12 protein-coding genes are annotated in these 13,442 nt (G+C 72.3%); 6 read left to right on the top strand and 6 right to left on the bottom strand.

The features are described from left to right. Nucleotides 1-5: 5 nt before the first annotated feature. The 5 genes from KDY119_RS16205 to clpB all read right to left on the bottom strand — a co-directional run bounded on the left by KDY119_RS16205 (nucleotide 6) and on the right by clpB (nucleotide 7,368). Complete coding sequence (locus KDY119_RS16205; protein ID WP_407657410.1) at nucleotides 6-932, bottom strand: carbohydrate ABC transporter permease; 927 nt, start codon at nucleotides 930-932, stop codon at nucleotides 6-8. After that, on the bottom strand, nucleotides 932-1,867 hold the full coding sequence (locus KDY119_RS16210) for a carbohydrate ABC transporter permease (protein WP_083890675.1): 936 nt from the start codon (nucleotides 1,865-1,867) through the stop codon (nucleotides 932-934). Before KDY119_RS16210 ends, KDY119_RS16205 begins: the two co-directional genes overlap by 1 nt. A gap of 1 nt (nucleotide 1,868) precedes the next feature. After that, a complete protein-coding gene (locus KDY119_RS16215) occupies nucleotides 1,869-3,236 on the bottom strand; it encodes an extracellular solute-binding protein (RefSeq protein ID WP_036947538.1) in 1,368 nt (455 codons plus the stop codon). Nucleotides 3,237-3,365: 129 nt separating this feature from the next. Further along, entirely contained in the window at nucleotides 3,366-4,619 is a 1,254-nt protein-coding gene (locus tag KDY119_RS16220; RefSeq protein WP_051136327.1) for an ROK family transcriptional regulator, read from the bottom strand. A gap of 139 nt (nucleotides 4,620-4,758) precedes the next feature. Then, the gene (gene clpB / locus KDY119_RS16225; RefSeq protein ID WP_036947539.1) at nucleotides 4,759-7,368 is read right to left on the bottom strand and encodes an ATP-dependent chaperone ClpB; all 2,610 of its coding nucleotides are present in this window, start codon (nucleotides 7,366-7,368) and stop codon (nucleotides 4,759-4,761) included. A 115-nt stretch (nucleotides 7,369-7,483) separates the two neighbouring features. Here clpB and KDY119_RS18940 point away from each other — a divergent pair, with 115 nt between their 5' ends. The 3 genes from KDY119_RS18940 to KDY119_RS16235 all read left to right on the top strand — a co-directional run bounded on the left by KDY119_RS18940 (nucleotide 7,484) and on the right by KDY119_RS16235 (nucleotide 9,519). Then, nucleotides 7,484-7,795 carry a hypothetical protein gene (locus KDY119_RS18940; RefSeq protein ID WP_036947540.1) on the top strand — a complete coding sequence of 104 codons (312 nt, stop codon included), beginning with the start codon at nucleotides 7,484-7,486 and terminating at the stop codon, nucleotides 7,793-7,795. Beyond that, the gene (locus KDY119_RS16230) at nucleotides 7,792-8,535 is read left to right on the top strand and encodes an AAA family ATPase (RefSeq protein WP_036947541.1); all 744 of its coding nucleotides are present in this window, start codon (nucleotides 7,792-7,794) and stop codon (nucleotides 8,533-8,535) included. The genes KDY119_RS18940 and KDY119_RS16230 overlap by 4 nt, the downstream gene beginning before the upstream one ends. Before the next feature lie 93 nt (nucleotides 8,536-8,628). Beyond that, a complete protein-coding gene (locus KDY119_RS16235) occupies nucleotides 8,629-9,519 on the top strand; it encodes an LppM family (lipo)protein (protein WP_153022542.1) in 891 nt (296 codons plus the stop codon). Between the two features lie 9 nt (nucleotides 9,520-9,528). Here KDY119_RS16235 and KDY119_RS16240 read toward each other — a convergent pair whose 3' ends face one another. After that, nucleotides 9,529-10,530, bottom strand: coding sequence for a cation diffusion facilitator family transporter (locus KDY119_RS16240; protein ID WP_153022543.1), 1,002 nt, complete (start codon nucleotides 10,528-10,530; stop codon nucleotides 9,529-9,531). 121 nt (nucleotides 10,531-10,651) lie between these two features. Between KDY119_RS16240 and KDY119_RS16245 the strand changes: the two genes are divergently transcribed. From KDY119_RS16245 to KDY119_RS16255, 3 genes are read left to right on the top strand one after another with little or no spacing between them, the layout of a single operon-like run. Continuing rightward, nucleotides 10,652-11,563 carry a HoxN/HupN/NixA family nickel/cobalt transporter gene (locus tag KDY119_RS16245; RefSeq protein WP_227994397.1) on the top strand — a complete coding sequence of 304 codons (912 nt, stop codon included), beginning with the start codon at nucleotides 10,652-10,654 and terminating at the stop codon, nucleotides 11,561-11,563. A gap of 53 nt (nucleotides 11,564-11,616) precedes the next feature. Beyond that, complete coding sequence (gene nicT / locus KDY119_RS16250; protein ID WP_227994398.1) at nucleotides 11,617-12,765, top strand: Nickel transporter NicT; 1,149 nt, start codon at nucleotides 11,617-11,619, stop codon at nucleotides 12,763-12,765. After that, the gene (locus KDY119_RS16255; RefSeq protein WP_153022544.1) at nucleotides 12,762-13,439 is read left to right on the top strand and encodes a hypothetical protein; all 678 of its coding nucleotides are present in this window, start codon (nucleotides 12,762-12,764) and stop codon (nucleotides 13,437-13,439) included. The genes nicT and KDY119_RS16255 overlap by 4 nt, the downstream gene beginning before the upstream one ends. Nucleotides 13,440-13,442: the final 3 nt, after the last annotated feature.

A 13,442-nucleotide genomic window follows, 5' to 3' on the forward strand; every position in this document is an offset into this window, starting at 1 on the left:
CCCTCTCAGCCCTTCATGCCGCCGGCGAGCGCGTTCGCGCCCCCGGACAGCCGCTGCGTGAGGAGGTACAGGACCAGGACGGGCACCGAGTAGAGGATCGAGAACGCCGCGAGCTTGCCGTACGCGATCGACCCGTAGGTGCCGAAGAACTGGTAGATGGCGACGGCCGCGGGCTGCTTCTCGGCCGACGTCGTGAGGATGAACGGGACGAAGAAGTTCCCCCAGGCCTGGGTGAACACGAGCATGAGCACGACAGCGAGGCCGGGGCGCATGAGCGGCAGGACGATGCGCCCGAGCGCGCGCATGGAGCTCGCACCGTCGACCCAGGCGGCTTCCTCGAGGGAGACCGGCACCGAGTCCATGAAGTTCTTCAGCATCCAGATCGCCATGGGCAGCGACGACGCGGCGAGGAACAGGATCACGCCGGGCGTCGAGTCGAGCAGGCTGAGCTTCACGAACAGGCTGTAGACCGGCACCATGATCGCGGTGATCGGCAGGCAGGTCGCGAACAGGATCGTGTAGAGGAACCCGCGCTGGAACCGCATCCGGTAGCGGGACAGCGGGTACGCCGCGAGCACCCCGACGACGACCGTGATGAGGGCCGTGCCGAGCGAGATGACCAGCGAGTTCCAGAGCGGGAGGAACGTCTGGTCCTTGGTGAAGACCGCCTTGAAGTTGCCCGCCGTGACGCTGGACGGGACCCCGACGGAGACCGTCGCGGCCGGGTCGACCGACGACAGCACGATCCAGGCGAGCGGGACGAGGAAGCTCAGGCCGACGAGCACGAGGGCGAGCGAGGCGAGCAGCCGGCCCGTCGAGCGGCGCGGGCTCGCGACGGTCGGCATCCCGGCACCGCGGTGCCGCGCCCGGGTGCCCGCGCCCGACGACGCAGGCGAGGCAGGGGTGACGGAGGTCGTGTCGAGCGTCGTCATCAGTCCACCTCCGGCTTGAGCACCTTGATGTAGATCACCGAGAAGACGGCGCCCACGAGGATCGTCACGGTCGCGATCGCCGTGCCGTAGCCGACCTGGGAGAACTTGAACGCCTCCTGGTAGGCCAGCACCGGGAGCGTCGAGCTCTTGGTGCCCGGGCCGCCGCCGGTCATGACCCAGATCAGCGTGAAGACGGCGAGGGTCTGCAGGGTCGTGAGCATGAGGTTGGTCGAGATCGACCGGCGGATCATCGGCAGCGTGATCCTCGCGAACCGCTGCCAGCCGCTCGCGCCGTCGATCTGGGCGGCCTCGTCGACCTCGGCCGGCACCTCGGACAGGGCGGCGCGGTAGACCATCATCGAGAACGCGGTCCCCCGCCAGATGTTCGCGAGGATCACCGCGAGCAGCGGGAACGTGATGAGCCACGTCGTCTTGCCGAGGCCGAACCAGCCGAGGAACGCGTTGAGCGTCCCGTCCGTGGAGAAGAACGCGTAGAGCGCGAAGGCCGCCACGATCTCCGGCATCACCCAGGCGACGACGACGAGCGTGCTCACCACCGAGGCGAGCTTCTTCGGGGCGATCCGCAGGAGGACGGCGAGCGCCATCCCGAGGACGTTCTGCCCCACCACCGCGGACGCGAGCACGAAGACCACGGTGAGCCAGGCGGACTTCCAGAAGTCGCCGTCGGACAGGAGGGTCGTGTAGTTGTCGAGCCCGACGAACTCGGGCTTCGCGGCCCGGTAGCCGGTGAGGCCGGTGTTCGTCATCGAGCCGTAGAGCGCCCACAGGATCGGCCCGAGCAGGAAGACCGCGAGGAGGACGACCGCGGGGAGGAGCGGCGTGGAGCGGGTGAGCGCGCGCAGGCGCCGGGACCCGGGCCGGGGACGCTGCTCGCGCCCCCGGCCCGTCGGCGCGACGAGGGTCTCGGTCGCCATGTCAGCCCGCAGACTCCACGGCGTTCTTGCCGACGATCTTCGTGAGCTCGTCGTCGTACTTCTTGGCCGCGTCCTCGGGCGACGCCTGACCGGTGACGACCGACTCGACGGCGACCTGGATGTTCGACGAGATCTGCGAGTAGTCCGGCGTCGCAGGGCGGAAGTGGGTCGTCGCGACGAGGCCGGAGAAGAACTTGAACGACGGGTTGTAGCTCAGGTACTCGGGGTCGGCGGCCACGTCCTTGCGCACCGCGATCTGGCTGTTCGTCGTGTCGTAGGTGAGCGAGTTGTCCTTGTTCAGCGCGTCGGCGACGAAGTCGAACGCCGTCTGCGGGTGCTTGGTGTGCGCCCCGACGGACAGGAGCCAGCCGCCCGACATCGACGTCGTGCCGGCGCCGCCGCCGTCCTGCGTCGGCATGGCCGCGTAGCCCATGGTCTTCTCCCAGTCCGGCCACTTGTTGTCGCCGGAGATCCAGCCGCCCGGCTGCCACGAGCCGTCGATGCCCATCGCGAGCTTGCCCTTCGGGAAGAGCTCGGTGGAGACCTTCGAGCCCACGCTCGCGTCGAGCGCGACGTCGAGCGAGGGGCCGAGCTTCTCGCTGTAGACCGTCTTGTAGAAGTTCAGGGAGTCGGTGAATCCCTTCGAGCCGGTGAGCCACTTGTCGCCGTCGTGCAGACCCTTGCCGTCGCCGGTGCCGTAGTCGAGCATCTCGAAGCCCTGCATGGTGGTCTGCTCACCGCCGGCCTTGCCCGCGTAGATGTTGAGCGGGATGACGCCCGGGACCTTCTGCTTGACCGTGCGGGCCGCCGCGAGGATGTCGTCCCAGCTCTTCGGCTGCCAGTCCGTGGGCAGCCCGGCCTTCGCGAAGATCTTCTTGTTGAAGTAGATGCCGCGCGTGTCCGTGCCCATCGAGACGCCGTACGTCTTGCCGTCGACGCCGAGTCCCGCCTCCTTGGCCGCGTCCTGGAACTGGTCCCAGTCCGCCCACTTCTTCACGTAGTCGTCGATCGGCAGCAGGTAGCCGGCCGCGGCGTCGGACATGACCTGGAAGGTGTCCTCGTAGATGACGTCGGGGGCCGTCGACTTCGAGCCGTTCATCAGGGCCAGCTTGGTGTAGTACTGGTCCTCCTCGGCCTCGATGGGCTCGAGCTTGACGGTCACGCCGGGGTTCGCCTTCTCGAACTCGGGCTTGACCTTCTGCAGGAGGTCGTCGAGCTGGTGGAAGGCCGCGGTCTTCTGGTAGGCGACCGTGATGGTGCGGGGGCCGGTGTCCTCCGCCTTGCTGCCGCCGTCGCCCGACGAGCACGCCGCCAGCGTCACGACGAGGGCCCCGACCGTGCCGAGGGCCAGTCCTGTCCGTACGCGCATCCGAAGCTCCTTTGCTGTCGCGGGGCTGCTCTGCCCCGGCCGCGAATATTTCATCACTTCGCGTTAGTAATAGCAAGACAACGCTGTCGCAGCGTCGCACGGACCACCGCGGAAACGCGAAGGCTCAGGTCAGACGCGCAGCAGGAGGCCGGTCGGCCGGGGGGTGAGCGCGTCGTCGAGCATGAGGCACGCCGCGCCGACGGCAGCCACCGGCCCGTCGCCGGCCGTCCCGAGGACCCGGAGCGGGTGGTGACCCGGCATCGGATAGGCGTCGAGCACCGACCGCAGCCCCGGCTCGAGCCACGGCCCGAGCCGGTCCCAGACCGGTCCCGACGGCACGACCGTGTCGAGGTCGAGCAGCTCGCACACCGTCGTCAGCGCGGACCCGAGGGCGGCCCCCGTCTCGTGGAGGAACGGCGCGACCGCCGGGTCGCCGGCCTCGGCCAGCGCACGGAGCCCGTCGACCGCGCGGTCGGCGCGGACCGTCTCCGACGCGCCCGCGTCCGTCGCGCCCGCACCGAGGTCGATCCCCCGCTCGACGGCGTTCGCCAGGATCGCGTTCGCGCTGAGGACCCCGCCGAGACAGCCCTCGCGGCCGCACGCGCACCGGCCGAACGCCCGGCCGACGCTCACGTGGCCCGCCTCCCCCGCGTTGCCCGACACCCCGCGGACGATGTCGCCGCCGCTGACGATCCCGATCGCGACACCCGTGCCCGCGTAGACGACGGCGGCGTCCGTGGGGCGCCCCGACGCGGGGAACCACAGGATCGCCGCAGCGACCGCGAGGACGTCCTTGTCGAGGAGCGTCGGGAGGCCGGTGCGACGCGCGACCTCGTCCCGCAACGGGACGTCGTGCCACGTCGTCAGGTGCGGCGGGTCGAGGACGAGGCCGCGCGCCCTGTCGATCGGGCCCGGCGTCGCGAGCCCGACGCCGAGCACCCGGTCACGCTCGACGGCCGCGCCGTCGAGCACCGCGTCGATCTCCCGGACGACCACCTCGAGCGCCGCGCCCGGCTCCTCGGACTCCGGCGTGGGAGCGGTACGGGTCGCGACGACCTGCCCCGCGAGGTCCAGCAGCACCACGACGACAGCGGCCGGGTCGAGGTGCACCCCGACCGCGAACCGGCTGTCGGGGACGATGTCGAGGGTCGTGCCGGGGCGACCCGCACCGGGCTGCCGCTTGACGTCCTCCTCCGTGACCAGCCCGGCCTCGAGGAGTCGGCGCACCGCGTTGGTGACCGTCTGGGCGGACAGGCCCGTCTTCCGGGCCAGGTCGGCGCGCGTGCAGGTGCCCGCACCCAGCCGGATCGCCTCCAGCAGGGCAGCCTGGTTGAACCCGCCCATGCGCGGCAGGTTGGTCCCTCGCGTGCTCACCGTGGTCATCGGACGTCACCGTAGCCCCAAGTCCCCCGACGGGTCCCCGCGAGCCCACCGCGAACGACGCTCTGATCGCCGAGTGTGACGCCGTCACACTCGGCGAGCAGAGCGTCGCACTCGGCGGTCAGAGCGTCGCACTCGGCGGTCAGCCCACGGTGAGCTCGAGCCCCTCCGCACCCTCGGGCCGGTCGACGACGACCCGGTCGCCGTCGGACACCTCGCCCGAGAGCAGCTTCCGGGCCAGCCGGTCGCCGATCTCCCGCTGCACGAGCCGGCGCAGCGGCCGCGCCCCGTAGGCGGGGTCGAACCCTTCGAGCGCGAGCCACTCGCGCGCGGCGTCCGTGACGTCGAGCGTGAGCCGCCGGTCGGCGAGCCGCGCGGCGAGGGCGTCGACCTGGAGGTCGACGATCCGGCCGAGCTGGTCGAGGTTCAGCGGGTCGAACATGACGACGTCGTCGAGCCGGTTGAGGAACTCGGGCTTGAACGACGCGCGCACGGCACCCATGACGGCCTCGTGCTTCTGCTCGTCGGTCAGGAGCGGGTCGACGAGGAACTGGGATCCCAGGTTCGAGGTGAGCACGAGGATGACGTTCCGGAAGTCGACGGTGCGGCCCTGGCCGTCGGTGAGGCGGCCGTCGTCGAGCACCTGGAGCAGGATGTCGAAGACCTCGGGGTGGGCCTTCTCGACCTCGTCGAGCAGCACGACGGAGTAGGGCCGACGGCGCACGGCCTCGGTGAGCTGGCCGCCTTCCTCGTAGCCGACGTAGCCCGGGGGCGCGCCGACGAGCCGGGCCACCGAGTGCTTCTCGGCGTACTCGGACATGTCGATGCGCACCATGGCTCGCTCGTCGTCGAACAGGAAGTCCGCGAGCGCCTTGGCGAGCTCGGTCTTGCCGACGCCGGTGGGGCCGAGGAACAGGAACGACCCCGTGGGGCGGTCGGGGTCGGCGACGCCGGCGCGGGCGCGCCGGACGGCGTCGGACACGGCGGCGACGGCGGCCTGCTGCCCGATCAGGCGCTCGCCGATGACGTCCTCCATGTGGAGGAGCTTCTCGGACTCGCCCTGGAGCAGGCGCCCGGCGGGGATGCCTGTCCACGCGGACACGACCTCGGCGATCTCGTCGGCGGAGACCTTCTCGGGGACGAGCGGCGCCTCCTGGGCCCGCTCTTCGGCGCCGACCTCGGCGTCCTCCGCGGCCTCGGCGGCGGCGAGCTCCTGCTCGACGGCGGGGATCTCGCCGTAGAGGATGCGCGCGGCCTTCTCGAGGTCGCCCTCGCGCTGGAGCCGCTCGGCGTCGGAGCGGAGCTGGTCGAGCTTGACCTTGAGGTCACCGACGCGGTTGTGCCCGGCCTTCTCGGCCTCCCAGCGGGTCGTGAGCGCGGAGAGCTGCTCGCGCCGGTCGGCGAGGTCCTTGCGCAGGCGCTCGAGGCGCTCGCGCGAGGCGGCGTCGTCGGCCTCGGACAGCACGACCTCCTCCATCTCGAGGCGCGTGACGGCGCGCTGCAGCTCGTCGATCTCGGTCGGGGACGAGTCGAGCTCCATGCGGAGGCGGGACGCGGCCTCGTCGACGAGGTCGATGGCCTTGTCGGGGAGCTGGCGGCCGGTGATGTACCGGTCGGACAGCGCGGCGGCGGCGACGAGAGCGTCGTCGGCGATGGTCACCTTGTGGTGCGCCTCGTACCGCTCCTTGAGCCCGCGGAGGATGGCGACGGTGTCCTCGACGGACGGCTCGCCGACGAACACCTGCTGGAACCGGCGCTCGAGCGCGGGGTCCTTCTCGATGTGCTCGCGGTACTCGTCGAGCGTCGTGGCGCCGACCATGCGGAGCTCGCCGCGCGCCAGCATGGGCTTGAGCATGTTGCCCGCATCCATCGAGGACTCAGCGCCCGAGGCCCCGGCGCCCACCACCGTGTGCAGCTCGTCGATGAACGTGACGACCTGCCCGTCGGACTGCTGGATCTCCTCGAGCACGGCCTTGAGCCGCTCCTCGAACTCGCCGCGGTACTTGGCGCCCGCGACCATGGACGCGAGGTCGAGCGCGACGAGCTTCTTGCCCTTGAGGGACTCGGGGACGTCGCCGGCGACGATGCGCTGCGCGAGGCCCTCGACGACGGCCGTCTTCCCGACGCCGGGCTCGCCGATGAGGACGGGGTTGTTCTTGGTGCGGCGCGAGAGCACCTGGATGACGCGCCGGATCTCGGAGTCGCGGCCGATCACGGGGTCGAGCTTGCCGTCGGCGGCCGCGGCGGTGAGGTCGTTGCCGTACTGCTCGAGGGCCTTGTAGGTGCCCTCGGGGTTGGGGCTGGTGACCTTCGCGTTGCCGCGCACGGACGGCAGGGCGGCGCGCAGCGCCTCGACGGTCGCGCCGGCGGCGCGCAGGATGTCAGCGGCGGGCGACGAGGCGCCCGCGAGCCCGATCAGCAGGTGCTCGGTGGAGACGTACTGGTCGCCGAGCGACTGCGCCTCCTTGCCGGCGAGGTCGAGCACGGCGCTCATGGCCCGGCTCGCGGTCGGCTGGGCGACGGCGGAGCCGCTCGCCGTGGGGAGCGCGACGAGCGCGCCACGCACCTTCTGGCCGACGGCCTGGGTGTCGGCGCCGACGGCGTCGAGCAGCCCGCCCGCGACACCGCCCTGCTGCTGGAGCAGCGCGTAGAGCAGGTGGACGGGCTCGAGCTGGGGGTTGCCGGCGGCCGACGCGCTCTGAATCGCCTCGCCGATCGCCTGCTGCGACATGGTCGTGAACTGGGTGTCCATAAGGTCTCCGGGGTCCTCCGGTCATCGGGGATGCTTCTGCTCAGAGCAACCTCTGTAGAGTTGAGCCTATTCCGCTCAAGTCTTGTTGTCAGCACACGGGGCTACCCTCCCAAGCATGCTCCGGACGCGTTCCGCCCGCCGACCGCTCCTCGCCCTCGCGGCACTCGGCACCTTGCTCGTGCTCACCCTGGGAGGGCTCGGCGCCACAGCGGCGCAGGCCGACCCCACCGGTACGGCGCCCACCGCGACGTCCACCGTCCAGCCCGGCGACCGGCCGGACAGCCAGGAGGGGTCGAGCTTCCCGTGGGTGCGGCTCGTCATCATCGTGGCCGCCGCAGGGCTCGTGACGGTGGCCGTGATCGGCGCCCGCACACGACGGGCGATGAACCGGCCCGACGGCGACCGGCGGCCACCTGCCGACCGATGAGCCCCGACCGCTTGCGCCAGCCGCCGGTCGTGCGCGTCGGCGCGAGGGACGACCACACGCTCGGCGCCGGGACCTGGCCGAGGACAGTCCCCGCCGTCGACCAGCTGCTGCGGGAGGGGTTGACGCTCGCGCCCGGTGTGACGTTCCTGGTCGGCGAGAACGGGTCAGGCAAGTCGACGATCGTCGAGGCGCTCGCCGTCGCCTACGGCCTGTCCCCCGAGGGCGGCACGGCGCACGGGCAGCACTCCACCCGCGCGAGCGAGTCTCCCCTCGCGGAAGCCGTCGCCCTCCAGCGCGGGGTCGGCGCGGGCCGCTGGGGCTTCTTCCTGCGGGCCGAGACCATGCACGGCTGGTACACGTACGTCGAGCAGACGGGCGGCAACCCGCGGTACCCCGACCCTCGGTTCCACGAGATGAGCCACGGCGAGTCGTTCCTCGCGGTGCTGGCGAGCCGGTTCGACTCGCCCGGGTTCTACTGCCTGGACGAGCCCGAGGCGGCGCTCTCGTTCTCGTCGACGCTCTCGCTGATGCGGACGCTCGACGACCTCGCCCGGTCGGGCGGCCAGATCCTCTGCGCGACGCACTCCCCGGTGCTCGCCGCGCTGCCCGGGGCGACGATCCTCGAGGTGGGGCCTTGGGGGCTGCGTCCCGCACGCTGGGAGGACCTCGAGCTCGTCGGTCACTGGCGCTCCTACCTGGCCGACCCGGCGCGCTACCTCCGGCACCTGCTCGACGGCTGAACCCCCGCGGGGGCAGCTCGCGAGCACCCGCTCTACGCTGAGGACAGCAGCCACAGGCCGCTCACAGCGAGAGGTGCGGGCAGGGGGACGACGATGACGACGAGCACGCCCAGGGATCGCCGCGCGACCCGCGGAGGGAGCCGGCGCCCCGCCGCGCTCGCCGCGCTCGGGGCGGTGTGCGCCGTCGTCCTGAGCGGCTGCGTGAAGCTGGACATGGCGATCACGCTGCACAGCGACGACACGGCGTCCGGAACCGTGGTCTACGCGATCCAGGACTCGGCCGCGAAGGCCCTCGGCCAAGACCCCGAGGATCTCCTCACCCAGGGCGCCGAGGGCGAGGACCCGGCCACCGACTTCGGCGAGAGCGCGACGAGCGCGCCCTACCAGGCCGACGGGTACACCGGCACGAAGATCACGTTCAAGGGCACGAGCATCGACAAGCTCGGCGAGGGCAGCGACGCGGACGCGCTCACGATCAAGCGGGACGGCGACGAGTTCGTGGTGTCGGGCAAGCTCGACCTGACCGAGCTCGCCGACGACTCGGGCGACACCGGCGACACCGGCTCGCTCGTGTCCCCGGACCAGATCGCCTCGCTCTTCGACGTGAAGATCTCCGTCACGTTCCCGGGCGAGGTCGTCTCGGCCGACAAGAGCGCGAAGATCGACGGGAACACGGTGACCTGGACCTCCGACGACGGCACCGTCCTCAACCTCGACGCGCGCGGCAAGGCGACCGGCGACGGGGGCGGCGGCGTGCCCGTGTGGGTGTGGATCCTGATCGGCGTCGTCGTGCTGGCCGTCGCCGCAGCCGTCGTCTTCGCGCTCACCCGGCGTGGCCGGCCGGGCGACGCACCCACCGACGGCGAGGCTGCGCCGTCGGGCGCGGCGCCGCGGGTCGAGCCCACGCCGCCGACGCAGCCGCTGCCGCCGGCCGCACGCCCCGCCGAGGGCGAACCGCCACCTCCCCCGCCGCCGCCGTCGTGAGAGTGCGGCTCACACCGTCAGCGACGGCTCCTCGGAAGTCGACAGCGTGAGCACGACGCCCGCCAGTTGCGGGGTCTCCGCGACCTTGCGCTCGAGCGCGTCGAGCCGGCGCGCGACGACGTGCTCGGCGTCGTCGCCGACGAGGTCGACGCTCGCCACCAGGTACAACGACCGCGGCCCCACGTACTCGAGCCGCAGGTAGGTCACGCGGACGACGTCGGGCAGGGCGAGCAGCCCCGCGAGGACGACGCGGCGCGTGCGCTCGTCGACCCCCGCGCCGACGAGGAAGTCCCGGTTGCGCCGGATGAGGACGATCGCGACCACGCCCAGCACGAGCCCGACGACGATCGACCCGATCGCGTCCGGGACCGGGGACCCGGTGAGCTGGTGGGCGAGAACACCCACGAACGCGACGAGGAGGCCGACGAGGGCGGCAGCGTCCTCGGCGAACACGGCCCGCAGCGTCGGGTCCGACGTCGCGATGACGTGCTCGACGACGTCACGCTGGGCCTCCTGCGCCTCCCCCCGCGCCTGCCGCACCGACCGCAGGAACGACGTCCCCTCGAGGACGAACGACAGCGCGAGCACCGCGTACGCGATCCCGAAGTCCGTCGCGGGCTCGGCGTGGAAGAGCTCTTGGATGCCGTGCGTCACGGACACCCCCGCGCCGACGGCGAACAGCCCGATCGCCGCGAACATCGACCACACGTACGCCTCACGCCCGTAGCCGAGCGGGTGCATGGCGTCGGCCTTGCGGCGCGCCGACCGGTCCGCGGCGAGCAGGAAGATCTCGTTGCCGGTGTCGGCCCACGAGTGCACGGCCTCCGCGACCATCGACGCCGAACCCGTGAGCACCGCCGCCACGGACTTCGCGACCGCGATCACGAGGTTCGCCGCGAACGCGATGATCACGGTGAGCGTCGAGTCGCCCCGCTCCTCGGGCGGGGCCGCGACACGAGGAGTGCCGGGGACCGCCGCGCGGGCGTCGGACGCGGGCGGGGTGTCGGCCATGCGGTTCGGTCTATCACGCGACGAACCTCGACGCCTCCTGCCCGGAGCGTTCACCCGACCGACCGGCGACAGCCACCTCCCGGCACGCTCGCGTTCGGCCTCACCCGGTCGAATCCCTGCCGTGACCTCTTCGTTGCTCGGCTGGACGCCCTTCGGCGAGCTCGGGAACACGATGCTCGGCTTCGTCACCTCGCCGCACTTCGCCCCCGCCGCCCTCGCCTTCGCGTTCCTCGCCGGCGCCGCGCACGCCGTCGGGCCGGGCCACGGCAAGAGCCTCGCGGCCGCCTACCTCGTCGGGTCGCGCGGCACCGTCCGCGATGCCGCGTGGCTGGGCGGCTCGGTCGCCGTCATGCACACGGTCTCCGTGCTCGTGCTCGCCGTGCTGTGGACCTTCTTCGACCTGTCCGGGCTCGTCGACCTCGAGGACCTCACCGGCGCGCTCGAGCTCGTGGCCGGACTGACGGTCGTCGTGGTCGGTGTGCTCCTCGTGGTCCGTGCCCGGAGCGCGGGAACGGCCACCTCCGAAGGGTCGCTCACCCACCGCCACGGCCCGTTCGGCCGTGCGCACACGCACGTCCACCCGGCGTCGGGCCACGAGTCCCACCACGACGGCCACGACCACACCCACGAGCACGGCGACCACCAGCACGAGCACCCCCGCACGCACGACCACCCGGCGACCGCCACCCGGCCCGTCAGCCGCCCCACCCTCGTCACGCTCGGAGCGGCCGGCGCGCTCACGCCGTCACCGTCCGCGTTCCTCGTGCTCGTCACGGGCATCTTCGCGGGACGCTCGGGGCTGGCGATCGGCCTCGTCCTCGCGTTCGGCGTGGGGCTCGCGTCGGTGCTGTTCGGAGTCGGGATGGCGGCACTGTGGGGCCGGTCGTTCGTCGTCGCGCACGCCCGCCCGACGGCGGCGCTCCAGACCGTCGCACGCGCCGTCCCGTTCGTCACGGGCGCCGTGATCGCGCTGGCCGGCGGAGCGATCAGCGTGCTCGCGCTCGGCGGCATCCTCACGCCCGGCGCATCCTGACGAAGGAGCGCAGCAGCAGTGTCCGCATCCGCACCCAGCCCGAACGGAGCCCCGTGACCACGACCGGGACCACGCCGACCACCGCACGCCCCGGAGGAGCCCGGCGCCTCGGGCCGGGCGAGGCCCGCTCGCTCGCCGGCATGGCGACCGTGGTGGTGCTCCTGCACGTCGTCGGGTTCGGTGTCCTGCTCGCACTCGTGTCGCCCCGCCACTTCGCGCTCGGCGGCGACCACCAGGTGTTCACGGTCGGGGTCGGGATCCTGGCCTACTCGTTCGGGATGCGACACGCGTTCGACGCCGACCACATCGCGGCGATCGACAACACGACGCGCAAGCTCGTGAGCGACGCCGCGGACCGCCAGGCATCCGGGCTCGCCCCAGGCCGACGACCGCTGTCGGTAGGGTTCTGGTTCTCGCTCGGGCACTCGACGATCGTGTTCGTGCTGGCATTCCTCCTCGCGGTCGGGGTGCGGGCGCTCGTCGGCCCGATCCAGGACGACGCGTCGGCTCTCCACACCGTGACCGGCGTCGTGGGCCCGACGGTCTCCGGCGTCTTCCTGTGGGTCCTCGGGCTTCTCAACCTGGCCGCGCTCGTCGGGATCGTCCGGGTGGCGCGCGCGATGCGGCGCGGCGACCACGACGAGGCCGCGCTCGAGCAGCAGCTCGCGCGCCGCGGGCTGCTCAACCGGGTCCTCGGCGGCCTGACCCGCACGGTCCGCACGCCCGCCGGGATCTACCCGGTCGGGGTCCTGTTCGGGTTGGGCTTCGACACGGCGACGGAGGTCGGCCTGCTCGTCCTCGCCGGCGGCGCCGCCGCGTTCGCCCTGCCGTCCTACGCGGTCCTCGTCCTGCCCGTGCTGTTCGCCGCAGGGATGTGCCTGATGGACACCGTCGACGGCGTCCTCATGAACGCGGCCTACGGCTGGGCGTTCGCCCGGCCCGCGCGGAAGGTCTTCTACAACCTCATGGTCACGACGATCTCCGTGCTCGTGGCGCTCGTGGTCGGGACGATCGAGCTCGTCGGCGTCCTCTCGGACCGGTTCTCCATCGAGACCGGTCCGCTCGCGTGGGTCGCGGGGATCGACCTCGACCACGCCGGCTTCGTCATCGTGGGGCTGTTCGTCGTGTGCTGGCTCGTCGCCCTGGCCGTGTGGCGCTGGGGCCGGGTGGAGGACCGCTGGACGCGGGGCGCGGCGTCATGACGCGCCGGGCGCTCGTCCTGGGCGCGGGCGCTGCGCTCGCGACGTCGGGCGTCGTCGGCCTCCTCGCACCGGCTGCGTCCGCGCACCCGTTCGGCGCTCCTCCGACGGCGACCGTCAGTCGCACCCAGCCCACCACGGTGCGCGTGCACTGGCAGGTGGGCGCCGTCGACGACCTCAGCTACCTCGCCGCCGACCTCGGCCTCCTGCCTCACGACCGCGTCCTGCTCGACGGCGCCGTGACGCCCCGCGAGGGCGACGCCTCGATCCTCGAGCGGTCGTCGCGGTTCGACTCCTACGTCTTGGAGCACGTGACCGTGACCGCGGGCGGCGACAGGTGCACGGGAGCCGTGACGAAGAAGGTCGACCTGCTGGGGTCGGGTGTCGACGTCGACTTCCGGTGCGCCCGCACGGTCGCACGGGCCACGGTGAGGCTGACCCTACTCACCGACATGAGCCCTCTCTACTCAACGCTGGCCACGGGTCCGCGCGGCCAGAAGGCCGCCTACGCGGAGGGTGACACGTCGCACGAGTGGACGTTCACGGACGAGGGCGCAGCCCCGTCCGCCCGCGCGTGGGTGCCGCTCGCGCTCAGCGGTGGGGCCCTCGCGGCTGCAGGCGCGGGGGCCCTCGCGGTCCGGGCTCGACGCCGCCGCCGCAGCCCGGCGGGTGCCTGAGAC

The sequence above is a fragment of the Luteimicrobium xylanilyticum genome (genome assembly GCF_009429125.1).
GTDB lineage: Bacteria > Actinomycetota > Actinomycetes > Actinomycetales > Cellulomonadaceae > Luteimicrobium > Luteimicrobium xylanilyticum.